Below are 25,915 nucleotides of genomic sequence, written 5' to 3' on the forward strand. Positions count from 1 at the left end.
ACCGTGCACGTACTGGACACGTTCCGGCTGACCGGGCGGAAGGCCCTGGTCACCGGAGGGAATCGCGGGCTCGGGCTCGCCTTCGCCCGAGGACTGGCCGAGGCCGGCGCCGAGGTGGTGATCACCGCCCGGGATCAGGACCGCAACGAGGAAGCCGCCGCGGCGCTCCGCGACGAGGGCCATCGGGTCCAGGTGGTCACCGGCGACCTGGTCACCGACGCCGATCGGATCGTCACCGAATCGGCCGCCGCACTGGGCGGGCTGGACATCGTGATCAACAATGCGGGAATCGCGATCCACCGGCCCACTTTCGAGGTCCCGGAGGACGAGTTCGACACGGTGCTGGACCTGAACCTCAAGTCGGTCTGGACCACGTCGATCGCCGCGGCCCGCATCATGAAGGAGTCCGGTGGCGGCAGCATCGTCAATGTCGGATCGATCTCGTCGATCATCGTGAACCGCCCGCAGTGGCAGGCCTCCTACAATGCCTCGAAGGCCGCGGTTCACCAACTGACGAAATCGTTGGCCGCAGAATGGGCGCCGTACGGAATTCGCGTGAACGCCGTCGCGCCGGGATATGTCAAAACTGATATGGCGCCGGTGGACCGGCCGGAATTCAAAGCCCGCTGGATCGACGACTCAGCGCAGCAGCGCTACGCGATGCCGGAGGAGATTGCGCCGACCGTGGTCTTCCTCGCCTCGGACGCCACCGCGTTCATGACGGGTTCGGTGGTCGTGATCGACGGCGGCTACACGGTCTACTGACCGCGCAGCCGCCGCCGAGGGCTTCAACGCAAGCTCATTCACCGACCGGCAGTTCCGGCTCCGGCAGCTCCGGCTCCGGAAGTTCCGGCAACTCCGGCAGTTCCGGCAGCCCACCGCCACCGAGACCACCCAGCAGGCCGATCACGGTGTCCAACAGGCTCCCGACCAGGCCGAGCACCTTGCCCAGCAGCCCGGCGAGGTCGAGACCACCCGGCAGGTCGAGCGTCGGCGCGAGCGTCCCACGGTCGAGCTTCAGATTGACCTTGGCGTCCATCGTCCGCTCGAGATCGCGTTCCATGGAGGCCTCGAGCTTGCGCACGGTCCCCTTGGTCACCGTCCCCTTGTTGGGCAGCTGGGTCTTCACCCGGCTCTTCATGCGATCGGTGATCTTGTCGGCCAGCACGGCGGCCTGGGCTTTGGTGGCCCCGTGCTCGATGAGTTCGCGATACAGCTGATACTCGAGGCTGTCGGTCACGTACGTCGAGACCTGGGTGCGCGTCAGTTCGCCCTTGACGCCCTTGAGCTCGATCGCTCCCGTATCAGCGCTTGCGGTAGTGAGGCCGGCGAAGGTGGTCGCCAACACCGCTGCGCCGGCGACGACACCTTTGACCAATGGCTTAAAGATAGACACGATCACTCCTCGGGATAGGTTCTCCGAAGCCGTTTCACGACTCCGGACCAGCAGTCGGACCTTCAAATCCCCCGAGCTGAGGTGATACATGGCCTTACGACCGATAAACATACGAACCCAGCTCAAATCTGTCTAGAGGGCCGTCTGAAATTGGAATTAAGATATGACCGCCCGAATGACACGTGATATTAGGGATCCGACCCTGGCCTCAGCCGAGACTGCGCACGAATCTCCGGTACAGCAGCACGATCAGCGGCACGTGGTAGATCACCCCGCCGATGAGGTACGGCCACCAGGCATCACCGGTGCTGATCAGCCAGTACGCCTTCGCCGGCCAGTAGGGCGGCAGCAGCCAGAACGGGTACTGCCATTCCGGTCCCAGGAAGTACGGAATCAGCGGCAGCCCGGCCACCACGATCCCGATCGCCCGGATTCCGGCCAGCCCTTCGACCTTGTTCCGCGCGAACGCCAGCAGGCCCAGCGAGATGACCACCCCGGACAGTCCGGCCAGCAGCCCGACCGGGATCAGCGCCGGCCACTGGTCCAGCGGCAAGAGCCCGCTCGCGGGAAGCGTGATGATCACGTAGAGCGCGGTGACCACGACCACGGTGATCGCCCGGTAGCCGAGGTAGGTGCTCATCCGGGCCGGCGAGACGCGCAGCGCGGCGATGGTGCCGCCGTCCCGCTCGTCGAGGACCAGGAACGCGCCCAGTCCCCCGATCACGACCGGGCTGGTCAGCAACAGGAAGCCGGTCAGGATCACCGGGTAGTAGGGCGCCAGGTCGAGCCCGTACCGGTCCTCGGTCATCGCGGCCGCCGCGGGCGTACCGAACCTGACCATGGCGATCCAGCCCAACGGGGCGAACAGGACGAAGGCGAACAGCGACTCGCGGCGGATCCCGCGAAGATCGTTCTTGCCCAAGGCCAACAACGTGTTCATGATCATTCACTCCCCGACTTCGCCACCACGTGGCGGTTGAACAGGTGCCGGGCCGGCAGCCAGAGCAGCGCGGCGAAGATCAACGGGTAGACCACGCCGTAGCCGATCTGCCACGCCTCGAGCGTGGTCTGACCGAACGCGGCGCCGAGGAACAGCAGCGGGCCCAGCGTCGGGATCACGTACATCCACGGTGTCTCGAGGATCCCGGACAGGTGGAACGCCGGGAAGGTGAGCACCGCCAACGGGATCGTCGACGGCAGGAACCAGTTGCTCACCGAGGAGAACGGCATCGAGGAGATGAAACTGGCCAGCAACATCACCAACGTGCCGGGCACGGCGCCGAGCAGCAGCAGCGGCAGCCGGTAGCCGGTGCCGTGGGTGACCGTCGCGACGAAGATCGCCAGCACGGTGGACAGCAGGGTCAGCGTGATCAACTTCGAGGCCAGGTACTCACCGAAGCGCAGCGGGGTGGCCACCAGCGCGTTCAGGGTCCGATCCCCCTTCTCGAAGAACACGGCGCCGGCGATGAAGAACCAGCCGACGATCGACAGGTCCCCGAAGATCACGTACGGCTCCGCCATCGACCGCAGGTCGTGCGGCAACGGCAGCAAGATCAACAGCCACATGAAGCCGGAGAAGATCCCCGCCTGCAGGAAGCGATAGCGCCACTGCAGCCGGAACTCACCGCGCAGGACGACGCCCAACCGGTTCACGTCAGCCGCCGACCGGTCGCCTCGACGAACACGTCGTCCAGGGTGGCTTCCTTGCTGTGGATGGTCTCCACGGCCTGGTTCTTCAACAGGGACAGGAAATCGTCGTTCTCCGCCAGCCGGTCCATGCCGAAGTCCCGGTGGGCCAGGTCGCCGCCGCCGTCCCGGTACTCGACCCGGACCCGGCGCTGACTGCGCTCCACCTTCAGCGCCCGCGGCGAGTTCAGCGCGACGATCCGGCCGTCGACGACGAACGCGACCCGGTCGCAGAGCTCATCGGCGGTCGCCATGTCGTGGGTGGTCAGGAACACCGTCTTGCCGCGGGCCTTCTCGGCCAGCACGATGTCCTTCACCTTGCGCGCGTTGGTCGGGTCGAGGCCCGAGGTCGGCTCGTCCAGGAACAGCAGTTCGGGGTCGTGCAGCAGCGCGCGGACGAACACCAGCCGCATCTGCATGCCCTTGGAGAACTTGCCCACCCGGGTGTCCGCGTCGTCGGCCAGCCCGACCAGGTCGAGCAGTTCGATCGGGTCGCGGGTCGGCCCGGCGTACAGCGACGCGAAGAACTCGAGGTTCTCCCGCGCGGTCAGCTTCAGGTAGTGGTTCGGCAACTCGAACGAGACGCCGACCCGCTCGTAGTAGTCCGGGCCCCAGTCGGCCGGTTCCCGGTCCCAGACGGAGATGCGTCCGCCGTGGCCGGTCAGCAGGCCGATCAGGATCTTCTGGGTCGTCGACTTGCCGGCGCCGCTCGGCCCGAGGAAGCCGAAGATCTCGCCTCGGCCCACCTCGAAGTCCATCCCCCGCACGGCGGGTTCGGCGCTGCCGGGATAGCGGAAGGTCAAGCCCTCCACTGTGATCATGGTTTCGTCCTTTCAATTCATCGAGCAAGGGGGACGACCCCCTTGAACCCCCGCCCCGCTCCGCGAACGGACAGGAGCGTGCTATCTCGACCGGGTGAGCCCGGTCGCGACGATGTCGATCAGCAGGTCCAAGGCCGGCTCATAGCTGGCCGGGTCGAACATCTGCTCCTGGAGCGGCACGGTGAGCACCGCCTGGACGACGCCGAACACGATGCCGGGTTCGACGTCGACCAGGTCGCCGTTCTTGCGGGCGCGCTGCAGAAAGTCCAGGGACGGCTCGATGATCAGCCGTTTCGCCTCCTCGAGCCGGTCCGGCGACACCTTCGTCCCGACCAGCTCGAGTTCGTCGGGATGGGTCAACAGCCGCCGGTAGAGCGGGTTGTTCCGCTGGATGTCCAGTGCGGCGTGCAGATAGCGGCGCAGCCGTTCGGCCACATCCAGCGACTCGTCGGCGAGGACCTCGAGGATCCCCTCCCGCAGTCGCGGCACCTGACGGAACATCAGTTCGACGTACAACTCCTCCTTGGAGTCGAAGAAGCGATAGAAGGTGCTCTTCGCGATGCCGGCCGGCCGCACCAGGTCGTCCAGCGACGTCTTGCGCAGCCCCTGGGTGGTGAACAGCCGGAAGCCCGCGTCCAGCAGCTTCCCGCTGATCCGCTCCCGCTCCCGCTCGGTGAACGCCGACGGCACAGGCCCTCCTGAATCTCTGAAAACAGATTGGTTTTTTGTTCATTGGTCAGATTACGCCGCCGCCGGACCCCGGGCAAGACCGCCGTGAACCGCGCCCGGCAATGGATGTGCGGCCGACGCGCCCTCTTCCGTAAGATCGAGCGCTATGACCGATACCTCGACAGCACCCCGTACGACCCCTCCGACAGCTCCCGCGTCCGAGGTCGTCGTCGTACGGGCGGTGCCGGAGAGGCCGGCGCTGGAAGGGCTCGAGGCCAAGTGGTCGTCAAAGTGGGACGCCGACGGGACGTACGCGTTCGTCCGCCCGGAGCGCCGGGACCAGGTGTTCAGCATCGACACCCCGCCGCCGACCGTGTCCGGCTCGCTGCACGTGGGGCACGTGTTCTCCTACACCCACACGGATCTGATCGCGCGCTACCAGCGGATGACCGGCAAGTCCGTCTACTACCCGATCGGCTGGGACGACAACGGCCTGCCCACCGAGCGCCGGGTGCAGAACTTCTACGGCGTCCGGTGCGACCCGTCGGTGCCGTACGACCCCGACTTCACGCCGCCCGCGAAGCCGGACCCGAAGCGCCAGGTGCCGATCAGCCGGCGTAACTTCGTCGCGCTCTGCCACGAACTGACCGAGGTCGACGAGAAGGCATTCGAGGACCTGTGGCGCCAGGTCGGCCTGAGCGTGGACTGGTCGACGCTCTACACGACGATCTCCGACGAGTCGATCACGGTGGCCCAGCGGGCGTTCCTGCGCAACGCGGCCCGCGACGAGGCCTATCTGGCCGAGGCTCCGACGGTCTGGGACGTGACGTTCCAGTCCGCCATCGCGCAGGCCGAGGTGGAGGCCCGCGACTACCCGGGTGCGTTCCACAAGATCGCCTTCCACGCGGCGCAGGGCCCGGTGTACATCGAGACCACCCGGCCGGAACTGATCGGCGCCTGCGTGGCGCTGCTGACCCATCCGGAGGACGAGCGGTTCGCCGGCCTGGTCGGGCAGACCGTGACCAGTCCCGTGTTCGGGGTGGAGCTGCCGGTGCTCGCGCACCCGCTGGTGGAGAAGGACCTCGGGTCCGGCCTGGTGATGTGCTGCACCTTCGGTGATCAGACCGACGTGACCTGGTGGCGGGAACTGCAGCTGCCGGCGCGGGTGATCATCGGCCGCGACGGCCGGATTCTGGCCGAGGTGCCCGAATGGATTCCGGAGTCCGGCCGCTCGGCGTACGAGCAGCTGGCCGGCAAGACCACCTTCAGCGCCCGCGAGGCGATGGTGGCCCTGCTCCGCGAGTCGGGTGACCTGGACGGCGAGCCGAAGCCGACCCAGCGCAAGGCGAACTTCTTCGAGAAGGGCGACAAGCCGCTGGAGATCGTCTCCACCCGGCAGTGGTACATCCGCAACGGTGGCCGGGACGCCGAGCTGCGGGACCGGATGCTGCAGCGCGGCCGCGAGCTGGGCTGGGTGCCGGAGCACATGCGGCACCGCTACGAGGACTGGGTCGGCGGCCTCAACGGCGACTGGCTGATCTCCCGCCAGCGCTTCTTCGGGGTGCCGTTCCCGGTCTGGTACCGGCTCGATGATCAAGGTGAGCCGGACTACCAGAACCCCTTGTTCGCCGAGGAATCCGCACTTCCGGTCGACCCGAGCACCGACACTCCGACCGGCTATGCCGATGATCAACGCGGCGTGCCCGGCGGCTTCGTCGGCGACCCGGACGTGATGGACACCTGGGCCACCTCGTCCCTGACGCCGCAGATCGTCTGCGGCTGGGAACGGGATCCGGAGCTGTTCGAGCTGACGTTCCCGATGGACCTGAACACGAACGCGCACGACATCATCCGGACCTGGCTGTTCGACCGGGTGATCCGGTCGCACTTCGAGAACGACTCGCTGCCCTGGGCCCGGTCCATGATCAGCGGCTTCGTGACCGACCCGGACCGCAAGAAGATGAGCAAGTCCAAGGGCAACGCGACGGTGCCGACCGAGGTGCTGGACAAGTTCGGCACCGACGCCGTCCGCTGGCGCGCTGCGCTGGCCCGGCCGGGGCTCGACTCCCCCTTCGACGAGACCCAGATGAAGGTCGGCCGGCGGCTCGCGATGAAGGTGCTGAACGCGAGCAAGCTGATCCTCGGCTACCCCGAGCCGCAGCCCGGCACCGCGATCACGGAGCCCGCCGACCAGGCCATGCTGGCCGAGCTGCGTACCGTGATCACGGCGGCCACCCAGCACTTCGAGGCGTACGACTACACGACGGCGCTCGAGGTGACCGAGCGGTTCTTCTGGCAGTTCTGCGACGACTACCTCGAACTGGTCAAGGAGCGGGCCTACGGCTCCTCGGGCGAGACCGGCGCCGACTCGGCCCGGGCCGCGCTGCTCCGGGCGCTGGACGTGATCCTGCGCCTGTTCGCGCCGATCCTGCCGTACGTCACCGAAGAGGTCTGGTCCTGGTGGAAGCCGGGCTCGGTGCACCACGCGGCCTGGCCGTCCGTCGACGAGTTCGACGACGCGGCCGGTGACCGGCAGCTGCTGGCCGACGTGGCCGCCGCGCTGATCGCGATCCGTGGCGCCAAGTCGACGGCGAAGGTGTCGATGAAGATCGAGATCACCCGGGCCGAGTTCGCCGGGCCGGCCGAGACCCTGAACCGGGTCCGTTCGGTCGAGGCCGATCTTCGCGCCGTGGGCCGGATCACGGGTGCCGTCGAGTGGACCGAGCGGGACGGCGAGTTGAGCGTCGACGTCACGCTGGCCGACCCGTCCTGACCGACACCGTGTCCTGAGCCTGTCGAAGGGCGCGTTGGGGTCGCTTGTCCTGAAGCTGCCGGTGCTGGTGGGTCCGTGTTCACCGCCGGGCCACGGTTCCAGGGCCGCGGCGTTACCTTGTCCGATCATGATCAGCGGCCGTGAGCACCCTTGCGGCCGAACGGGGTAGGGCCGGAGCGGAGAGCGTACGTCTCGGGGCCCCGACCCGGCGCGCCCGTCGACGACGGAACCACCTCAGGAACGCCCTGCTGTTCGGCGCTCTGATCGCGCCGAACCTGATCGTGATCCTCGTCTTCTCCTACTGGCCGACGATCTACAACGTCTATCTCAGCCTGACCAAGTGGGATCTGGTCGATCCGCAGCCGACCTTCGTCGGCCTGCGCAACTACCTGTCCATGATCACCGACACCCGGTTCCACTCCGCCTTGATCAACACCGCGATCTTCACCGGCGTGAGCACGGTCGGCAGCCTGGTCGGCGGGATCCTGATGGGTCTGCTGCTGGCCGCCCGGCTGCGGTTCAGCGGCTTCGTCCGGACGATCGCCTTCGCGCCGCACCTGCTGCCGGGCGCGGCGATCGGCGTGCTCTGGCTGTTCATCTTCGACCCGACGTACGGGCTGTCCCGGGTCGCGTTCGACCTGGTCGGGATGGAGTCGCCGCGCTGGACCACCACCTCGGACTGGTCGGTCTGGGCGATCACGCTGGCCTACCTGTGGCAGCGGCTCGGCTTCGTCACGATCATCTACTACACGGCGATCCTTGACCTGCCGAAGGACGTGTACGAGGCCGCGGCGCTGGACGGGGCGTCCGGCTGGCGGCTGCACACCAACCTGACCCTGCCGCTGCTCTCGCCGGCGACCCTCTTCCTGTCGATCACCGGGCTGATCGGCGCCGCGCAGGCGTTCGACATCATCGCCACCCTGACCGAGGGCGGGCCCGGTGACTCCAGCACCACGCTGAGCTGGCTGATCTACGCGACGGCGTTCCGCGACTTCGACATCGGCATGTCCGCCGCGTCGGCAACGCTGATGTTCCTGCTGTTGCTCGCACTCACGGTGATCCAACTGCGCATCGGCGATCGGACGGTGCACTACCAATGAGCGCTCCCCCGATCTCCCGGACCGCCGAGCCCACCGGCCGGACGGCACCCGACCCGACCCCGTCGCCTTCCGGCCGGGCGGCCCGCCGCCGTACCCGGTGGTTCGGTCCGCGGCTGCTGCTCTACCCGCTGCTCGTGATCACGCTGGCCGTGTTCGTCATCCCGCTCTACTGGCTGTTCAGCACCGCCCTCAAGGCTCCGGAGGAGATCTACACCTATCCGGTGACCTGGCTGCCGGCCCTGCCCCGCTGGGAGAACTTCGTCGAGGCCTGGCAGGCGGCGCCGTTCGACCGGTTCCTGATCAACTCGGTGATCACCACCTCGGTCGGCACCACGCTGGAACTGGTGCTGGCGATCATGAGCGCGTACGCCTTCGCGTTCGTGCCGTTCCGCTGGAAGCGGCCGGTGCTGTTGCTGATGCTCGGATCGCTGATGCTGCCCGGCCACGTCACCCTGCTGGTCAACTACATCACGATCGGCCACCTCGGCTGGATCAACACCTACCAGGGCCTGATCCTGCCCGGCATCGGCACCGCCTTCGCGATGTTCCTGCTGCTGCAGCAGATGCGCCGGATCTCGGCCGAACTGACCGACGCGATGACCCTGGACGGCGCCGGGCACCTCTACCGGCTGATCCATCTGGTGCTGCCGCTGTCCCGCCCCATGATCATCACGGCGACCTTGATCATCCTGATCGGCAAGTGGAACGACTTCGTCTGGCCGCTGATCGCGACCAACACGGTCACCATGCGCACGCTGCCGATCGGCCTGATGTTCCTCCGGTCCGAGGAGGGCTACACCAACTGGGGTGCCGTGATGGCCGGCACTGTGATCACGGCGCTACCGATGTTGATCATCTTCTTCCTGGCGCAGCGACGCATCGTCGGCGGGCTCGCCGCCGGTGCCCTGCGCTGACGTACCCACCATCAAGAAATCGGAGTCGATCATGACCAGGTTCACCACGTCCACCTTCTCCCGCCGGTCGATGCTGTCCGTCCTGGGTCTGACCGGCGCCGCAACCGCGCTGGCGGCTTGCGGAGCGCCCGGTGCGAGCACCGAGGGCGCGGTCAACAACGCCTACAAGCAGGCGGATCTGCAGATCCCGCAGCAGTACCAGGGCCGCACCCCGGTGCTGTTCTGGTCCCCGTGGACGGCCGGTCCGCAGGACGCGATCAACGAGATGCTGCGCCAGTTCAACGAGTCGCAGAGCGACATCGTCGCCGTGTCCGAGTCGCAGGAGAGCTATCAGGTCCTGAACCAGAAGCTGACCGCCGCCCTGCAGGCGCGCCAGGTGCCGGACGTCGTGGCGTTCCCGGAGCTGCAGTGGCTGCAGTTCTACTTCTCCGGGGTGTTCGCCGAGCTCGATCCGTACTTCACCGCCGACTGGTCGCTCGACACCTATCTGGACCAGTACGTCGGCGAGGGCGTCGCGGCCGGCAAGACCTACGTCGTACCGTTCGCCCGCTCGAATCCCTTGTTCTACTTCAATCGCGACCTCTTCGCGAAGGCCGGCCTGCCCGCCGAGGGGCCGAAGACCTGGGACGATCTGGCCGAGTACGGGCCCGAGCTGGCCAAGATCACGGTCAGCGGCAAGCCGCTGCAGACCCTGGCGTTCGGCGCCACCGACAACTGGTTCGGCCAGGCCGGCGTCTGGGCCTTCGGCGGCTCGTTCTCGAAGGACTACGAGATCACGGTCGACCAGGCGCCGGCGGTCGAGTGGCTGGAATGGCAGCGGTCGTTCATCCACGAGCAGAAGCTCGGCTACATGGCGAAGGCCGCGATGACCGACTACACGACCGGCCTGGTCGCCGCCTGCCACGGTTCGACCGCCTCGCTGCGCGGCGCCATGCAGGCCGCGAAGTTCGACATCGGCGTCGCGTTCATGCTGGGCAAGAAGTCCGAGCGGACCCAGGTGCCGACCGGCGGCTCCGGGCTCTCGATCATCAAGGCCGAGTCCAAGGACCGGCAGGACGCGGCGGCCGAACTGTTCAAGTTCCTGGCCAAGCCCGAGATCGCGGCCTACTGGCACGCCGCCACCGGCTACGTGCCGATCGTGAAGACGGCCCACGAGACCAGCATCGTCAAGGACCTGGTCAAGGAGAACCCGAACTTCGGGGTCGCGCTCGACCAGCTGTCGAACGCCAAGACCGCCGACCGGATCACCTGGTTCCAGGCCGCGACCGACCAGATCAGCGGCGCGATGGCCCGGGTGTACGGGGACAACGTGCCGGCGGCCGAGGCGCTGACCGGGATCCGGCCGCGACTCGAGGAGATCATGGCCGACAACCGCGAGGACCTGGAGCGCGTGATCACGTCCTGAGTCCGACCCGGCCGAACCGCCCTGGGCCCGGAGTCGGACCCGGGCCAGGGTGGTTCCGCACCTCGGCCAGACGTCTGAAAGACCCTGCCGAACAAGGATGAACAGCATGGCTGAAGCATCGATCGGTTCGCTGACCACGTCGCCCTCCGCGACGGCGAGTCACCCCTTCGCCCGGCACCTCGTCCGGGCCTATCTGAGCACCGGGGTGGCGTTGGTGATCTTCGGCATCGGGTACGGACTGAGCCTGCTGGACGCCGTCGGCTGCACCAGCGGCGGCCCGGCCTGTGCCGGACCGCGGGCCTTCCTGCTCGCCGGGTTCCTCGCCGCCGCACTGGCCGCCCTGGTCTACGCCGCGTACCGGACCGGTCTCGGGCTGTGGTGGTTCATGATCACCGCCGGCCTGAGCGGGCTGGTGCTCGCATCCGGCGTCGCCGGCCCGCTGCTGGTCCTGATGCTGCTGCCGGTGCCCGGCTGCGCGGCCGCTGTCACCTATCTGGTCCGGACCTGGCGGCGTCGTCGTACCGCTTGAGTAATTGTCGAAATCGTGAAATATTCACGATCATGGCTATCGAGTCCGATCTGATCCGCACCAGCCTCGCCGCGGCCGAACTGACCGGCGGCGACTTCGTGATGGCCGAATGGGAGCAGCCGCCGTCGCGGTCCGGGAAGCCGGAGCCGGTGGCTCCGCTGCACGTCCACCGGGGCGACGACGAGGCCTGGTACGTGCTCGAGGGAAGCCTCGGATTCTCCTTCGACGGAAGGGAATTCGATGTTCCGGCCGGCGGTGCCGCGCTGGCGAAGGCCGGCGTCGTGCACACCTACTGGAACGCCGCCCCGGTCGTCACCCGCTATCTGTTGATCACCACGCCGAAGATCAGGGAACTGATCGCAGTGCTGCACGATCCGGAACGCCAGCAGGGCCGCAGCACCGCCGAGATCTTCGCCGCCTACGACACCGAACTCGGCTAGTCGGTGATGGCTCCGGGCGGTGGCGGGGCCGACTCGGACAGTTCCCAGATCAGGCGTTGCGCGTCGTACGGCCCCGTCAGCCGTTCGTCGCCGATGTAGAAGGCCGGTGTCCCGGTCAGCTCCGAGGTCTCGGCGTCGACCAGGTCGTCGTTCACCCGGCCGGCGTGGGCCCGGGTGCGCAGCGCCTCGTCGAAGGCGTCCAGGTCGAGGCCGAGCTGCTCCGCGTACCCACGCAGCTGTTCCGGCTCCAGCGCGTCGCTGTGCGCGAACAGCAGGTCGTGCATCTCCCAGAACTTCCCCTGCTCGGCGGCGGCCTCGCTGGCCAGCGCGGCCTGGTAGGCCTGCGGGTGCTGCCGTTCCAGCGGCAGGTGCCGGAACACGTACCGGAGATCGTCGCCGAAGAACTCCCGGACCTCCCGGATCGAGCCGGTCGCCCTGGAGCAGAACGGGCACTCGAAATCGCCGTACTCGATCAAGGTGTACGTGGCGTCCGGGCGGCCGCGGATGTGATCACGTTCCGGGTCGACCGGCCGGAGCAGCTCCAGCGGCGGGCCGAGGTCACGGGTCTGGCCGCGGATCGCGAAGAAGATCACCGCCCCGAGTCCGGCGGCGATCAGGGACGCCAGGAACACACCGACCCGGGCCTGGTCCTGCAGCACCGGGTCGGTCAGCGCCAGGTCGACGATGAACAGGGAGATGGTGAACCCGATCCCGGACAGGGCCGCACCGCCGACGATCTGCGGCAGCGTCAGCCCCGGTGGCAGCGAGCCCGGTCTGGCCCGGGTGACCGCGGTCGCCGCGCCGGCGATGCCGACCAGCTTGCCGATCACCAGGCCGGCCACGATGCCCCAGGTCAGCATCGACCCGAACGCGGCGGTGAGGGTGTCCAGGTGCAGGGTGATCCCGGCATTGGCCAGCGCGAACAGCGGCACGATCACCAGCGCATTGACCGGGTGGAAGGCGATCTGCAGCCGCTCGTTGACCGACACCGCGGTGGTCAGCCCGACCCGGGCGGCCCTGGAGTACTTGGCGCTCGGCGACTGCCGGAAGGCCCGGGCCAGCTGCGCGGCCCGCTCCACCGCCTGCCGCTTCGGCGGGAAGACCGGCAGCAGCAGGGCGATCACGACGCCGGCCAGGGTCGGGTGGACGCCGGACAGGTACATCGCCACCCAGGTGGCGATCCCGACCACGAAGTAGCCGGCGCCGCGGGCCACCCGGAGCCGGCGCAGGACGAAGATCAGGCCGAATCCGATCACCGCGGCACCGAGCGCCGGCAGGTTGATCGACTCGGTGTAGAACAGCGCGATGATCAACAACGCGCCGATGTCGTCGGTGACCGCGAGCGCCATGATGAACAGCCGCAGCCGCGCCGCGCGCCGCGGCCCGACCAGCGCCAGCACGCCGAGCACGAACGCCGTGTCGGTCGAGACGACCACACCCCAGGCGCCGGCGCCCGGCCCGGACGCGTTCAGGACCAGGAAGATCAACGCGGGCAGGGCGAGCCCGGCGAGCGCGGCGACGATCGGCACCACCGCCCGGGACCGGTCGTTCAGCTCGCCGATCGCGAGCTCCTTCTTGACCTCCAGGCCGACGGCGAAGAAGAAGAACGCCATCAGGCCGTCGTTGACCCAGTGCTTCAGGTCCAGCGAGAGCTCGTACGGGCCGAGGGCGACACCCAGCTCGGTGTGCCAGAACTCCTGGTACGTGCCGCCGGGCAGGTTCGCCCAGATCAGGGCGAGCACCGTCGCGGCCAGCAGCAGGGCGGCACTGCGGGGCTCGTTGTAGGAGAACCGGAACAGGCCACGCTCCAGACGGATCAGCGCCGGGTCCGGCGGGCCCTGGTCGAGCGAACCCTGGACCGGCAGGCTGGGCGTCGAGTCCGACGTTACCCGCGGGGTGATCTGCTCACCACCGGCCACTGGACTGCTCACCAGCAGAGCCTACGACCTCCGGAACCCGTCCCCTGGCCATGCTCAACCCGCGGCGTCGCTCCCGGGACCGCACGCTCCGGGCCCGCCGCCGCAGCGGCACGTGGGCCGGCTCATGGTCGCTCCCGATCTCGCCGGGCGCGGCATCGGATCAGCCCTGCTCGGCCTCATCGAGCGGGCCGCGCCCTCCGACATCGAGCGGTACGTGCTCTTCACCGGCGCGAGGAGCGAGCGCAACCTCCGGTTCTACAACCGAGCGGGCTACACGCTCGCACCACCGCCGCCGTCGGCCGCCGGACACATCGCCGGCGCAGTCTTCATGACCAAGCAACGACCCTAGATCCCGGATCCGGCTTCGCCGAGTGGACTGGTTGACCGGCGAACCGGGCTCCGGGGGCGGTCAACGCGTCCACTCGGCGTGGTCGGCGGGTCAGTTGGGCTGCTCGCCTGCTTCCGGTCGGCGGAGTTCCTGGACCAGGACCGATCGGCGCAGTTCCTCGTCGGCGATCATCCGGCGCAGTGCGACGTTCTCCTCCTCGAGCCGGGCCAGCTGATCCCGGTCGGCGGCCGAGGCGGCCTGCTCCCCCTCGGCCGGTTCCGGCGCGGGATCGGGGAGGCCCGAATCCGGTGCGGACGGAACCGGGGCGGCCGGATCAGGGTCAGGGGCCGGGACGGATGCCGAGGCGGCCGGATCGGCAGCCGGGGCGGAGGGATCGGCGATCGGAGCCGGAGCGGCGGCACGGGCCCGGCTGCGTTCCTTGCTCCCCTCGACCAGCAGGTAGAGCACCGGGACCAGGATCAGGGTGAGCGCGGTCGACGAGATCAGGCCGCCGATCACGACCAAGGCGAGCGGGCGGGAGATGAAGCCCCCGCCGCCGGTGAGGCCGAGCGCCATCGGGATCAGGGCGAAGATCGTCGCCAGGGCGGTCATCAGGATCGGCCGGAGCCGTTGCCGGGCGCCTTCCTCGACGGCTTCCCGTACGGATGCCCCGCGCTCGCGGTACTGGTTGACCAGGTCGATCAGCACGATCGCGTTGGTCACCACGATGCCGACCAGCATCAAGGTGCCGACCAGCGCCGCCACCCCGAGCGGCGTGCCGGTGATCAACAACGCCAGCAGCGCGCCGGTCGCGGCGAACGGGATGGAGATCAACAGGATCAGCGGCTGGACGATGCTGCGGAACGTGGCGACCATGATCAGGTAGACGATCGCGATCGCGACCAGCAGGGCGACCCCGAGCTGGCCGAAGGCGTCGGCCTGGTCTGCGCTGACGCCGCCGAGCTCGGCCGCCGTGTCGTCGGGCAGGTCGGCGTCGCCGAGCGCTGTCCGTACCGACTCGGTCAGGGTGCCGATCGCCACTCCGTCCTCCGGGGTCACCGAGACCGTCGCAATCCGCTCCCCGTCGTTGCTCGAGATGCTCGGCGGTACGTCCACCTGCGCGACCTTCGCCACCGAGGACAGCTTCACCGTGGACCCGGCCGGCGTCGGCACGGCCAGTTCCTTCAGCTCCGCTGCGGTCTGCGGCGGATCCTTCGGATAGAGGTAGAGCTCCAGTTCGTCGCCGTCGAAGTGCACCGAGCCGATCGTCTGCGGGTTGATCACGGAGGCGACGTACCCGCCGACCTGGGCCTCGGACAGGCCGGAGTCGGCCGCCTTGGCCCGGTCCACGGTGATCTCCAGCGTCGGCTGCGCCGCGGCCAGGTCGGACTCCACCTTGGCCGAGCCGGCAACGTCGTCGAGAGCGTCCATCACCTCGTCGTTGGCCTTGCCGAGATCCTCGTCCCGCTCCGCGTTGATGATCACGTCCACGGTGCTGGAGCCGCCGAACGCGGCACCACCGCCGGCGGTGATCGTCACGTCACCGATGCCGGTGAGCCGGTCGATCTTGGCCCGGGCCGCGTCCTGGATCGCCGCCTGGTCGCCGTCCGGATCGGTGGTGATCAGGTAGCTGATCGGGTCCGAGGACATCATGCTCATCAGGCCGCCGTCAGCAGAATTGCCGATGGTCACCTGAACGGTCTCGATGCCGTCCACGTCCAGCAGTTCCTGCTCGACCTTCGTCGCCGCCTTGGTGAGCCCGGCCAGGTCCGTACCCGCCGGCAGTTCCTGGACCACCGACAACTGGTTCTGGCCCGAGTCGCCGAGGAAGTCCGTCTCCAGCCGCGGCACCGCGGCCACCGTGCCGGCCAGGATCAGGGCCGCGGCCAGCAGCGTGATCACCGGATGCCGCTGGGTCGCCCGCAGGATCGGCAGATAACCCTGCTGCAGCGCGGAGTTCCGCTCCTTCTTCTCCGCCTCCTCGCGGACCCGGTCGGCGTCGACCTCGCCGGCCGGCTGCTTCAGGAACCAGTACGCCAGCACCGGCACGATGGTCAGGGCCACGACCAGCGAGGACAGCAGGGCGATCACGACGGTCAAGGCGAACGGGCGGAACAGCACCCCGACCATGCCGCCGACGACGGCGATCGGCAGGAAGACCGCCACCGTGGCGAGCGTCGAGGAGGTGATCGCCCCGGCGACCTCCTTGACGCCGGTCAGGATGGCCTCCTGTTTGGGCTCGCCGTAGCTCAGGTGGCGTTTGATGTTCTCGATCACCACGATCGAGTCGTCGACCACCCGGCCGATCGCGATGGTCAGGGCACCGAGGGTGAGCATGTTGAGCGAGTGGCCGCCCGCGTACAGGCCGATCATGGTGATCAACACCGAGACCGGGATCGAGACCGCGGTGACCAGGGTCGACCGCACCGACAGCAGGAAGATCAGGATCACCACGACGGCGAACACCAGGCCCAGCGCACCCTCGGTGGTCAGGTCCTCGATCGACCGCTCGACGAACGGCGCCTGATCGAACGTGACCTGGATGAACGCGCCCTCGCCCAGGTCGTCCTCCAGCCCGGCGAGTTGATCACGGACCGCGTGCGAGATGGCGACCGCGTCCGAGTTCGGCTTCTTGGTCACCGAGACCGACAGCCCCTCGTCGCCGTTGGTCCGGGTGATCGAGGTCTGCTCCGGGCTGGTCAGCTCGACGGTGGCGACGTCGCTCAGCGGTACGCTCTCGGCCGCGCCGGACTGGCCTCCGGTCGCCGCGGGCAGCAGCGGGATCGCCTTCAACTGATCAAGGTTCGCCAGCGCCGTACCGGAGTTCACCGAGTACGTCTTGCCGTCCTCGTCGAGGCTGCCGGCCGGGATGATCGTGCCGTTGGCCTGCAGGGCGTCCTCGATCGACTGCCGGGTCAGCCCGGCGTCGGTCAGCTTGGCCGGGTCGGGGGTGATCACGATCCGCTGGGTGACCGCACCGGACAGCGTCGCTTCCCGTACCCCTTCGATCTTCTGCAGTTCGCCGATCACGTGTTCTTCGATGTCGGCGGTCAGCCGGACCGGGCTGGCCGACGAGGAGATCGCCAGGCTGATCACCGGCAGGTCGTCGGAGCTGCCGACCATCGTCTTCGGCGTCACGCCCTCGGGCAGGGTCCCGTTCAGGCCGGCGATGGCCTGGTCCACGTCGGACTGGACCTCGTCCGTGTCGGTGCCGTACGCGAACTCGATCCGGACCGTCGAGAAGCCGCTGCGCGATTCGGCGGTAATGTCTTCAACGCCGTCAAGTCCGGACAACGCCGAGGTCAGCGGCTGGCTGACCTGCTCGTCGACGACCTCCGGGCTGGTGCCCGGGTAGGACGTCAGGACCGCGACCTGGGGAATCTCGATCGAGGGGATGAGTTCTTGCTTCAGCAATCCGGTCGTGCCGATGCCGGCAGCGATCAGAATCAGGGTGGCCAGAGCCACCAGCGAGCGCTGCTTCAGGCTGAGCTGAGCGAGGCGGAACACGAGACCTCCGATTGAGGCGAGAGTCAGGATCAGAGTCAGTAGTTAGCGTTAAGCTAATAGTTAGCGTAGAGCATGACAATGCGCGAATCGAGGGACGGGCATGACGACGGAGCGTGAGCCGGGTCACGACGACGAGCGGGCGGAGCTGCTCGCCCGGCTGGAGCGGCTGCACGCCGAGACCGAGCGCCGGGTGCTGCGCTCGCTGGTGGAGCCGAAGATCAAGATCCCGCTGACCATGCAGCAGTTCAAGGTGCTCGCGATGATCTCGATCGAACCCGAGCAGGCCAACGCCCACCGGCTCGTCGAACGCCTCGGCGTCTCATCGGCCACGATGTCGGGCATCATCGACCGACTCGTCGATCACGGGGTGGCGCGCCGGGTGGAGGACCCGAACGACCGCCGGGTCCGCCGGCTCGAGGTCACCGACGACGGCCGCGATCTGATCGCGAGCTTCGTCAGCAGTGCCGGCACCATGCACACGCATGTCCTGGAGCGCCTCGAACTCGACGATCTCCGGGCGCTGGTCCGCGGCGTCACCGCACTGCAGCGGGTCCTGACTGAGGAAGTCGACACCGAGGAACGGCCCTGACCCAGCATGGAACGCGTGACCGGGATCGGCGGATTCTTCTTCAGGGCAAGCGATCCCGCCGCCCTGAGCAGCTGGTACGAACGCGTCCTCGGGGTCACCGAGCCACCGGCCAGCTATCAGGTGCGATCCTGGGAGCAGGCAGCGGGTCCGACGGTGTTCGCGGCATTCCCCAGCGACTCGTCGCACTTCCGCCGACCCGAGCAGCAGTGGGCGATCAACTTCCGGGTCCACGATCTCGACGCCATGGTCGCCCAGCTCGGCGGTCACGGCATCGACGTCACGGTCGATCCCGAGACCTACCCGAACGGGCGGTTCGCCGACCTCGCCGATCCGGAGGGCAACCCGATCCAGCTCTGGGAGCCCGCCGGCGCCGACGCCGTCTGACCCACCTCGAGTGGACCCAAAGGACAGCCTCCGGACCGAGATCGTTGCCATCATCGTCCACTCGATGCACACACCCCTCGTACCTGCGCCCCGGCCGTCGCCCACTCCTCCGTTCCCGCCCGCCGACTGGGCACAACAGCAGCGACACGCCGCCAGAACGGCTGCTTTTGTGCCCGGTCGGCGGGGTTTGGGCGGGGGGCGGGGGTCGGGTGGGTTAGAGGGGGTCGGTGGTGCCGTCGGGCCAGGTGATCCTGGGACCGGACGGGGTGTCGGTGAGGGTGGGCCAGGTCGGCTCGCTCTCGCCGAGGCAGAGGGCGATGACGTACCAGCGGCCGGAGTCCGGGGCCTCGAAGCGGCACCAGGGGACCTCGAGATCGGCGCCGAACGCGTTCGAGACCGGGTGCAGCGAACTGCCCACAGTGCCGCCCTCGGAGAGCGGGGCGACAGCGCTGCGGAGGCCGGTCCGGGCACCCTCGGCGGGACGCCGCGGTACGGCGTAGCCGGAGATCACCAACGCGGCCGGAGCCTGATCATGATCATCGATCTTGGTCGCACGGACCTCGATCGCACCGCGCACCAGGGAGACGCAGGTCAGCTCGGGGCCATCCTCGAATCCCTGCTCCGGTTCGGTTCTGGCGAACCTGGCCCGCTGCCGGCTGCTGGCCCGATGATCATCGACGGCCAGCCGCTCGATCAACGGCCGCTGGGACCAGCGACCGGCCGGATCGATCAGCGCGACCTGCTGGTCCACCGCGCCGTCGGCCGTGCCGGCGGGAATCGGGACCGGGCCGGTGACGCTGGAGTAGCCGTACCGGTTGTAGTACGGGTTCTCCGGTTCCGGCGTCGCGGTGCTGTGATCGACACCGTGGTTGATCACCCGCACGATGCCGTCGTCGGCGGTCCCGGAGACCAGCCAGCCGATCGGCCGGATCGGCCGGACCACGTCGGTGGTCTCGATCGGTGCCGGTTGTTCGGGCTCGGACCAGACCGGATGGCTCTCCGGCAGCACCAGTCCGGCCAGCCCCAGGCTGGCCCAGTACGGCGAGCCGGGACCGGAGTAGGACTGCCGCATCGGCTCGAACCGGCCCAGCCAGCCGAGGCTGAGCAGCCCGTCGTCGTCGAACGCACCGTGCTCGGTGAAGAAGCGGATCGCGCCCAGGGCGGTCCGGCGCAGCCGGCCGGCCGGCAGCGGGCTGGCGTCGAAGACCGCGCCGGTCCAGAGCGCGCCGACCACGGCATGGCGGTAGACCAGCGACCGGCCCTGGTGCAGCGGTGCCCCGTCGGCGCCGAACAGGTCCACCGCGTCGGCCAGGTAGGGGCGCAGCCGCTCGGCGTACCGGGCGCGCAGGTCGTCGATGCCCGGCTCGCCCTCGGACATCCGGCAGTACCAGAGCGAGAACAGGTGCATCACCCAGCCGACGTACCAGTCGACGTTGCCGGTGCGGCGGTCCGGCCGGCCGTCGCTGTACCAGCCGTCGCCGAGGTAGCAGTCGTCCAGGAAGGCCAGGTTCTCGTCCAGGCAGGCCTGGTCGTACGGTCCGCCGACCGAGCGCAGGAACGCCTGGGTCACGTTCTGGAACCAGCGCCAGTTGTTGTCCGGGTACGTGATGCCGACCGACCCGGACAGCCAGTCGATCACCCGCTGCCGGACCGCCGGCGTCAGCCCGTCCCAGATCCAGCGCCGGCTCTCGTGCAGCGCGATCGCGATCGCGGCCGCCTCGACCCGTGCCTGCGGCAGTTCCCGGAGGGACGGCCAGCACTCGGGCGACTCCGGGTCGGTCCCGGCCGCCAGCCCGGCGGCGTACCAGCCGGCATGATCATGAGAATCGGTCTCGGCGGCCGAGAGCCGGAACCCGACGGCCAGGAACGACCGCGCGAACGCCTCCAGCCCGTCCCGTTCGGGACCGGAGCCGACCCGCGGACCGGGCAGGTCGAACCTGGCCCGGCCCGGCGTTGCCCAGCGGCGCAGCGCCAGCAGGGACCGGTCGGTGAGCTGGAGCAGGTCCTCCCGGCCCCAGCTCTCGCCCGGCTTCGACAGTTCGTGGGTGAGCGATGTGGAAGTCAGCGCTGGCCACCGTTCTGGAGTTGATCTTGGAACTCGGTCCGCATCTCGTCGCCGACCTCGCTGCGCCAGGTCTTGATCAGGCTCTCCACCTCGGACTCCGGCTTCCGGCCCTGGACGATCTGCCAGAGGTTGTCCAGGAACTTCTTGTCGGCCGGGGTGTTCTTGGTCGCGGAGGCGTTGGAGAACAGGCCTTCGGTCGGGTTGGCGATCGCCGTCGGCATGACCTCGGACTGGTACTTGTGCTGCAGGTCGACGTCCTCCGGCCGCCCCGGCTCGTAGAGCGGGTTCTGGCTGTCGGAGAAGTAGCCGATCGGTAGCGCGATGTTCGCCGTACCGGTCTTGGTCTTGACCAGGTCGCCGTTGGGCCCGACGGTGTGGTCGACACCCTCCTCGCCGAACTTGCGGTAGGTGAACTCCTCGGTGCCGAACGGCGCGGCCAGCCAGTTCAGCACCCGCAAGATCAACTTGATCTTGTCCGGGCTGTCCTGCTTCTTCAGCCCGGTGATCGAATAGTTCGGTGCACCGTAGGTCACCCGGGCGGGCGCCGACCCGTCGCGCTGGTAGGCCTTGAGCACGCCGAGCTTGTAGCTCCCGGTGGCTTCGGCGATGTAGCCGGCCCAGCCCAGATACCCGTCCGCCGGGTTGATCGCCACGGTCCCGCCGTTGAACATCTGCTTGAACGGGAAGGTCGTGCTCACCGAGTCCGGATGAATGACGCCGGCCTTCCAGAGCGTGATCAGATCCGCCAGCGTCTGCCGGAACTCCTCGGTCTCGTACGAGTGGGTGAGGTTGCCGCCCTCTTCCCGCCACGTGTTCGGTTCACCGTTCATCCGAGCCATCAGCGACCGGGTCGAACCGATCAGGCCGAACGCCCACCGCCGCTTCTTCGGGTCGGTGAGTGCCTTGGCCGTCTCGAGGAGTTCGTCGAAGCCCTTCGGCTCGGTGGAGACCCCGGCTTCGTCGAACAGATCGGCGCGGATGAAGTGGTACTGGCCGACGGCACCGCGCGGGATCGGAATCCCGTAGATGGCACCGTTGTAGACCGTCGACTTCCAGTGCCGCGTCGCGACGTTGGCCAGGTTCGGGTACTCCTTGATCGCGTCACCGGCCAGGAACTCGTCCAGCTTGGTGAACCGCTTCTCCAGCAGCGACGGGAAGTTCGCCACGACGCGGAGCTGCAGGATGTCGGGAAGATCATTGCCCGCGATCACCGTGGCGAACTTCTGTTCCCAGTCGGCGTTGCCGACCATCTGGACCTCGAGGTTGACCCCGAGCCGCTCGTTCAGGCCCTTCCAGTACGAGTTCTGGTCCAGCCCCGGCGGCACCGCGGTGTAGATGTGCCCGAGACCGGACAGAGTCTCACCGCCGCCGGGCTTCTCCGGCACCGACTTGGCCCGTTCGGCCGGGAACTGGTGGAAGCCGGGCAGGGTCCCGTTCTCGTTGCCGGGCAGGTCCGGTTTGACCCCCTGGTACTCGATGTAGTTCGGCAACTTCACGCCGGTGTTCTTCTCGGCCGTGTTGGAGCCGGCCCCGGAGTTGGTCGCACATCCCGTGGCGGTGCCGATCAGGGCGGTCGCTCCGGCACCGGCCAGCAGCGTCCGTCGTCCGAACGAGCTGTTGATCATGGATCCTCCTTGGTCCAATGAATCAGGTCAGGTCAGCCGGGCTGTCCGCCGGCCTGCTGCAGCTGCTCTTCGTACTCGGAGCGCATGCCGTCGCCGCCACCGCTGCGCCACGCCTTGAGCAGCTCATCCAACTTGCTGAAGGGATCGCGTCCCTGGACGATCTGCTGGACGCCGTCGTTGAACGTCTTGTCGATCGTCGCGTTCTTGGTGGCGTGCGTGTTCGAGAACAGGCCCACCGTCGGGTTGGTGATCGACTTCTCCAGCACCTTGGTCTGGAACGCGTGCTGGGTGTCCGCGTCGTCCGGCCGGCCGGGCTGGTAGATCGTGTACGGCGAGTCGGACATGTAGCGGATCGGGATCACGGTGTTGGCGGTGCCGGTCTTGGTCAGCACCGGGTCGCCGTCGGGGTTGACCGTGTGGTCGACCCCTTCCTCGCCGTACAGCCGGTAGAGGTATTCCTCGGTGCCGAACGGCGCAGCCAGCCAGTTCAGCACGCGCAAGATCAACTTGATCTTGTCCGGGTTGTCCTGCTTCTTCAGCCCGGTGATCGAATAGAAACCGCTGCCCTGGTGCCAGGCCGCCAGCTGGCCACCTTCGCGCTCGTACACCGGCATCAGGCCGAGCTTGAACGTCGGGTTCGAGGCGTTGTCCAGGATGTACTGGGTCCAGCCGGCGTAGCCGTCGGTGGCGTTGATCGCGACAGTGCCCGCGTTGAAGAGGTTCTTGAACGGCAGCTGGTCGGAGAAGGCGTCGGGATGCAGCACCCCGGCCTTCCAGAGTTCCGTCAGGTCCGTGATCGACTGCTTGTACTCCTCGGTCTCGTACTGGTGGGTGAGCTTGCCACCCTCCTCCCGCCAGCCGGTCGGCGCGCCGTTCATCATGGTCAGGTAGTTGCGGACCTGTCCCCACATGCCGAACGCCCAGCGCCGCTTCTTCGGGTCGGTCAGCGCCTTCGCCGTCTCGGTCAGCTCGGCGAAGCTCTTCGGCTCCGGCGAGAGACCGGCCGCTTCGAACAGGTCCTGCCGGATGAAGCTGTAGGCGCCGACCGCACCGCGCGGAATCGGCACGCCGAAGATGCCGCCGTTGTAGACGCTCGGCTTCCAGTGCCGGGTCGGAATGTTGGCGAGGTTCGGGTATTCCTTGATCGCGTCACCGGCCAGGAACTCGTCCAGCCGGGTGAACCGCTTCTCCAGCAGGGACGGGAAGTTCGCCACGGTCTGCATCTGCAGCATGTCCGGCAGGTCGTTGCCGGCGATGGTGGTGGCGAACTTCTGGGTGTAGTCGGCGTTGCCGACCATCTGCAGGTCGAGCTTGAGCCCGAGCCGCTCGTTCAGCCCGGCCCAGTAGGTGTTCCGGTCCGGGCCCGGCGGCACCGCATAGTAGATGTTGCCCATCCCGGTCAGGGTCTCGCCGTTGCCCGGCTTCTCCGGGACCACCTTCGGGCGTTCCTTCGGGAAGTTCCGGAACCCGGGGTCGACGCCCTTGTCCGAACCGGGCAGGTCAGGCTTGACGCCGGTGTACTGAACATAGGTGGGCAACGCGACCGCGGTGTTCTTGGCGGCCGTGTTGTCCTCGTTGCCGCCGCCGGAGCTGCAGCCGGCCAGGGCGCCCGTGCCGGCCAGCAGCGCAGCACCACCGGCTCCGGCGAGCAACGACCGGCGCTGGAACGTGAATGCGGACATAGTGTGGTTCTCCCTCAACTCTGAAGTCAGCCCTTGACGGCGCCGATCATGACGCCCTTCGCGAAGTGGCGCTGCAGGAATGGATAAAGGATCAAGATCGGGACCAGGGCGACCACCAGGATCGCCATCTGGAGTGGCAACTGCGGCGGCAGCACCTCAGCCATTCCACCGACTTGATCACCGCCGATGGTGGTCTGGTTGACCACGAAGGTCCGGAGCACCAGGGCCATCGGCCACTTGTCGGTGCTCTGGATGTAGAGCAAGGCGTTGAAGAACGCGTTCCAGTACGCGACGGCGTAGAACAGGCCGATCACCGCCAGGACCGCCTTCGACAGCGGCAGCACGATCCGGACCAGCACGGTGAGGCTGGAGGCGCCGTCGATCGCGGCCGACTCGAACAACTCCTGCGGTAGCTCCTGGAAGAACGCCCGCATCACGATCACGTTGAAGGCGTTCACCAGCACCGGCAGGATCAGCGACCACCAGGAGTCCAGCAGGTTGAACTGCTTCACCAGCAGGTAGCTCGGGATCAGGCCCGGGCTGAACAGCACCGCGCCGAGCACGATCAACACCACCGGCTTGGAACCGAACGAACCCGACCGGGACAGCCAGTACGCCAGCCCGGCGGTCGTGGCCAGCGAGAGCAACGTCCCGATCACCGTGATCGCAACCGAGATGATCACCGCCCGGGTCACCACCCCGCCGGACAGGATCGCGCTGTACGCGGCGAACGACGGACCGCCCGGCCACAAGATCATGCCGCCGCCGCTGTCGTTGATCGTCTTCTGGTCGGCCAGCGAGGTCGCGATCACCGACCAGAACGGGACGATCACCAACAGCACCGAGATGGACAGGGCGACGAACTTGATCAGCTGGACCAGCGGGTTCGGCTTCTCCATCCAGACCGGGCGCTTGCTGGCCCCTTTGATCGACCGCAGCGGGGCGTCGGAGGCCCCGATGGTCGACTGTCGTTCCAGCGTGGTCATTTCGAGTACACCCCTCGCTCGCCGAAGAGATGGGCCAATTTGTTGGCGCCGATCACCAATCCGATACCGACCACGCTCTTCACCAGGCCGGCGGCGGTGGACATGCCCCAGTTACCGCCGATGATGCCGTTGTTGTAGACCCAGGTGTCGAGCACTTCACTGGCCTCCAGCCCGACCGGCCCCTGTTGCAGGATGATCTGCTCGAAGCCGACCGAGAGGCTGTTGCCGAGGCGCAAGATCAACAGCAGGATGAACAGGCCCTTCAGTGCCGGCAGCGTGATGTTGATCAACCGCTGCCAGGCGTTCGCGCCGTCGACGGCCGCGGCCTCGTACTGCTCCTGGTCGATCTGTGAGATCGCGGCCAGGAAGATGATCGTGCCCCAGCCGGCGTCCTTCCAGATCACCTGCGCGGTGATCAGCGCCTTGAACAACTCCGGCACGCCGATGATCTGGATCAGCGGGAAGTCGTTCTGGACCAGGAACGTGTTCAGCATGCCGGCGTTGCCGAGCATCTGCTGGAACAGCGCGACGACGATCACCCAGGACAGGAAGTGCGGCAGGTAGAGGATCGACTGCAGCAGCCGCTTCAGCCGCTCCCCCGCCAGGCTGTTCAGCAACAGCGCCAGCACCAACGGCACCGGGAACACCAGCACCGTCTGGATCACGGTCAGCGTCAACGTGTTCACCAGCGCGTTGAGGAACTGCACGTTGCCGTCCCAGAGGAAGGAGAAGTTCTCCAACCCGACGAACGGAGCCTCGTTGATCTCCAGGTACGGCTGGTAGTCCTGGAACGCGATCACGTTGCCCAGCAGCGGCACGTACTGGAACAGGATCAGCGCGATCGCACCCGGAAGTCCGAGCGCGACCAGCAGCTTGTCCCGACCCAACCGCTTGATCGATCCCATTTTGCGGCCACCGGCTGGGGCCGACCCGGCTGTCGCCGTGCCGCCCCCGCCGTTCACCGTCTTTGGTAAACGCTTGCCCATCTCAGCGAGACTAGATGACCTTGCCATTGATTGGGAAGTCCCTCTTTGTCATTGCGGCCGGGCGGCCGACTCCGATGTCTGGTTTTGTACTGCTGACCGTGCCCGGTCACG

22 protein-coding genes are annotated in these 25,915 nt (G+C 67.8%); 10 read left to right on the forward strand and 12 right to left on the reverse strand.

The genetic code is table 11. The features are described 5' to 3' along the window. Window positions 1-3: 3 nt before the first annotated feature. Window positions 4-765 (forward strand): SDR family NAD(P)-dependent oxidoreductase, encoded by a 762-nt coding sequence (locus ACFQU4_RS11260; protein ID WP_377491184.1) that lies wholly within the window; start codon window positions 4-6, stop codon window positions 763-765. A 34-nt stretch (window positions 766-799) separates the two neighbouring features. Here the strand turns inward: ACFQU4_RS11260 and ACFQU4_RS11265 are convergent, their stop codons facing one another. The 5 genes from ACFQU4_RS11265 to ACFQU4_RS11285 form a co-directional block, all read right to left on the reverse strand. Beyond that, entirely contained in the window at window positions 800-1,402 is a 603-nt protein-coding gene (locus ACFQU4_RS11265; RefSeq protein ID WP_377491187.1) for a hypothetical protein, read from the reverse strand. Window positions 1,403-1,604: 202 nt separating this feature from the next. Further along, the gene (locus ACFQU4_RS11270) at window positions 1,605-2,342 is read right to left on the reverse strand and encodes a hypothetical protein (RefSeq protein ID WP_377491190.1); all 738 of its coding nucleotides are present in this window, start codon (window positions 2,340-2,342) and stop codon (window positions 1,605-1,607) included. Then, a complete protein-coding gene (locus ACFQU4_RS11275) occupies window positions 2,339-3,049 on the reverse strand; it encodes a hypothetical protein (protein WP_377491193.1) in 711 nt (236 codons plus the stop codon). The genes ACFQU4_RS11270 and ACFQU4_RS11275 overlap by 4 nt, the downstream gene beginning before the upstream one ends. Beyond that, complete coding sequence (locus ACFQU4_RS11280) at window positions 3,046-3,903, reverse strand: ABC transporter ATP-binding protein (protein WP_377491196.1); 858 nt, start codon at window positions 3,901-3,903, stop codon at window positions 3,046-3,048. Before ACFQU4_RS11280 ends, ACFQU4_RS11275 begins: the two co-directional genes overlap by 4 nt. Before the next feature lie 81 nt (window positions 3,904-3,984). Further along, a complete protein-coding gene (locus tag ACFQU4_RS11285) occupies window positions 3,985-4,593 on the reverse strand; it encodes a TetR/AcrR family transcriptional regulator (protein ID WP_377491199.1) in 609 nt (202 codons plus the stop codon). Between the two features lie 145 nt (window positions 4,594-4,738). Here ACFQU4_RS11285 and valS point away from each other — a divergent pair, with 145 nt between their 5' ends. From valS to ACFQU4_RS11315, 6 genes are all read left to right on the forward strand, one after another. After that, the gene (gene valS, locus ACFQU4_RS11290) at window positions 4,739-7,345 is read left to right on the forward strand and encodes a valine--tRNA ligase (RefSeq protein ID WP_377491202.1); all 2,607 of its coding nucleotides are present in this window, start codon (window positions 4,739-4,741) and stop codon (window positions 7,343-7,345) included. Window positions 7,346-7,485: 140 nt separating this feature from the next. Beyond that, window positions 7,486-8,445, forward strand: a complete 960-nt coding sequence (locus ACFQU4_RS11295; protein ID WP_377491205.1) for a carbohydrate ABC transporter permease — start codon at window positions 7,486-7,488, stop codon at window positions 8,443-8,445. After that, complete coding sequence (locus tag ACFQU4_RS11300) at window positions 8,442-9,359, forward strand: carbohydrate ABC transporter permease (protein ID WP_377491208.1); 918 nt, start codon at window positions 8,442-8,444, stop codon at window positions 9,357-9,359. Before ACFQU4_RS11295 ends, ACFQU4_RS11300 begins: the two co-directional genes overlap by 4 nt. A gap of 31 nt (window positions 9,360-9,390) precedes the next feature. Then, complete coding sequence (locus ACFQU4_RS11305; RefSeq protein WP_377491211.1) at window positions 9,391-10,764, forward strand: ABC transporter substrate-binding protein; 1,374 nt, start codon at window positions 9,391-9,393, stop codon at window positions 10,762-10,764. Window positions 10,765-10,870: 106 nt separating this feature from the next. Further along, on the forward strand, window positions 10,871-11,293 hold the full coding sequence (locus ACFQU4_RS11310) for a hypothetical protein (protein ID WP_377491214.1): 423 nt from the start codon (window positions 10,871-10,873) through the stop codon (window positions 11,291-11,293). 32 nt (window positions 11,294-11,325) lie between these two features. Next, a complete protein-coding gene (locus ACFQU4_RS11315; protein ID WP_377491217.1) occupies window positions 11,326-11,733 on the forward strand; it encodes a cupin domain-containing protein in 408 nt (135 codons plus the stop codon). Here ACFQU4_RS11315 and nhaA read toward each other — a convergent pair. After that, a complete protein-coding gene (gene nhaA, locus ACFQU4_RS11320) occupies window positions 11,730-13,664 on the reverse strand; it encodes a Na+/H+ antiporter NhaA (RefSeq protein WP_377491220.1) in 1,935 nt (644 codons plus the stop codon). The genes ACFQU4_RS11315 and nhaA overlap by 4 nt on opposite strands. Here nhaA and ACFQU4_RS11325 point away from each other — a divergent pair. Beyond that, complete coding sequence (locus ACFQU4_RS11325; protein WP_377491223.1) at window positions 13,630-14,001, forward strand: GNAT family N-acetyltransferase; 372 nt, start codon at window positions 13,630-13,632, stop codon at window positions 13,999-14,001. The genes nhaA and ACFQU4_RS11325 overlap by 35 nt on opposite strands. A 90-nt stretch (window positions 14,002-14,091) precedes the next feature. Here ACFQU4_RS11325 and ACFQU4_RS11330 read toward each other — a convergent pair whose 3' ends face one another. After that, window positions 14,092-17,487: an efflux RND transporter permease subunit gene (locus ACFQU4_RS11330; protein ID WP_377491226.1), complete on the reverse strand. Its 3,396-nt coding sequence runs from the start codon at window positions 17,485-17,487 to the stop codon at window positions 14,092-14,094. Window positions 17,488-17,587: 100 nt separating this feature from the next. Here ACFQU4_RS11330 and ACFQU4_RS11335 point away from each other — a divergent pair, with 100 nt between their 5' ends. Next, window positions 17,588-18,076 carry a MarR family winged helix-turn-helix transcriptional regulator gene (locus ACFQU4_RS11335; RefSeq protein WP_377491229.1) on the forward strand — a complete coding sequence of 163 codons (489 nt, stop codon included), beginning with the start codon at window positions 17,588-17,590 and terminating at the stop codon, window positions 18,074-18,076. Window positions 18,077-18,091: 15 nt separating this feature from the next. Continuing rightward, window positions 18,092-18,460, forward strand: coding sequence for a VOC family protein (locus ACFQU4_RS11340; RefSeq protein ID WP_377491232.1), 369 nt, complete (start codon window positions 18,092-18,094; stop codon window positions 18,458-18,460). Between the two features lie 214 nt (window positions 18,461-18,674). Here ACFQU4_RS11340 and ACFQU4_RS11345 read toward each other — a convergent pair whose 3' ends face one another. From ACFQU4_RS11345 to ACFQU4_RS11365, 5 genes are read right to left on the reverse strand one after another with little or no spacing between them, the layout of a single operon-like run. Next, complete coding sequence (locus tag ACFQU4_RS11345; RefSeq protein WP_377492239.1) at window positions 18,675-20,594, reverse strand: DUF2264 domain-containing protein; 1,920 nt, start codon at window positions 20,592-20,594, stop codon at window positions 18,675-18,677. Continuing rightward, on the reverse strand, window positions 20,522-22,150 hold the full coding sequence (locus tag ACFQU4_RS11350; RefSeq protein ID WP_377491235.1) for an extracellular solute-binding protein: 1,629 nt from the start codon (window positions 22,148-22,150) through the stop codon (window positions 20,522-20,524). The genes ACFQU4_RS11345 and ACFQU4_RS11350 overlap by 73 nt, the downstream gene beginning before the upstream one ends. Window positions 22,151-22,182: 32 nt before the next feature. After that, entirely contained in the window at window positions 22,183-23,832 is a 1,650-nt protein-coding gene (locus tag ACFQU4_RS11355; RefSeq protein WP_377491238.1) for an ABC transporter substrate-binding protein, read from the reverse strand. A 26-nt stretch (window positions 23,833-23,858) separates the two neighbouring features. Further along, complete coding sequence (locus ACFQU4_RS11360; protein ID WP_377491241.1) at window positions 23,859-24,818, reverse strand: carbohydrate ABC transporter permease; 960 nt, start codon at window positions 24,816-24,818, stop codon at window positions 23,859-23,861. After that, entirely contained in the window at window positions 24,815-25,723 is a 909-nt protein-coding gene (locus tag ACFQU4_RS11365) for an ABC transporter permease subunit (protein WP_377491244.1), read from the reverse strand. The genes ACFQU4_RS11360 and ACFQU4_RS11365 overlap by 4 nt, the downstream gene beginning before the upstream one ends. Window positions 25,724-25,915 lie beyond the last annotated feature (192 nt).

It is taken from the genome of Microlunatus sp. GCM10028923 (assembly GCF_042666975.1).
Classification (GTDB): Bacteria; Actinomycetota; Actinomycetes; order Propionibacteriales; family Propionibacteriaceae; genus Microlunatus.

Bases quoted from the DNA above. Each gene is read 5' to 3' on its own strand.
- ACFQU4_RS11280 (WP_377491196.1), bottom strand. From the start codon at position 3,903: ATGATCACAGTGGAGGGCTTGACCTTCCGCTATCCCGGCAGCGCCGAA.
- ACFQU4_RS11310 (WP_377491214.1), top strand. From the start codon at position 10,871: ATGGCTGAAGCATCGATCGGTTCGCTGACCACGTCGCCCTCCGCGACG.
- ACFQU4_RS11300 (WP_377491208.1), top strand. From the start codon at position 8,442: ATGAGCGCTCCCCCGATCTCCCGGACCGCCGAGCCCACCGGCCGGACG.
- ACFQU4_RS11365 (WP_377491244.1), bottom strand. From the start codon at position 25,723: ATGGGATCGATCAAGCGGTTGGGTCGGGACAAGCTGCTGGTCGCGCTC.
- ACFQU4_RS11350 (WP_377491235.1), bottom strand. From the start codon at position 22,150: ATGATCAACAGCTCGTTCGGACGACGGACGCTGCTGGCCGGTGCCGGA.
- ACFQU4_RS11355 (WP_377491238.1), bottom strand. From the start codon at position 23,832: ATGTCCGCATTCACGTTCCAGCGCCGGTCGTTGCTCGCCGGAGCCGGT.
- ACFQU4_RS11360 (WP_377491241.1), bottom strand. From the start codon at position 24,818: ATGACCACGCTGGAACGACAGTCGACCATCGGGGCCTCCGACGCCCCG.
- ACFQU4_RS11315 (WP_377491217.1), top strand. From the start codon at position 11,326: ATGGCTATCGAGTCCGATCTGATCCGCACCAGCCTCGCCGCGGCCGAA.
- ACFQU4_RS11305 (WP_377491211.1), top strand. From the start codon at position 9,391: ATGACCAGGTTCACCACGTCCACCTTCTCCCGCCGGTCGATGCTGTCC.
- ACFQU4_RS11335 (WP_377491229.1), top strand. From the start codon at position 17,588: ATGACGACGGAGCGTGAGCCGGGTCACGACGACGAGCGGGCGGAGCTG.
- valS (WP_377491202.1), top strand. From the start codon at position 4,739: ATGACCGATACCTCGACAGCACCCCGTACGACCCCTCCGACAGCTCCC.
- ACFQU4_RS11270 (WP_377491190.1), bottom strand. From the start codon at position 2,342: ATGATCATGAACACGTTGTTGGCCTTGGGCAAGAACGATCTTCGCGGG.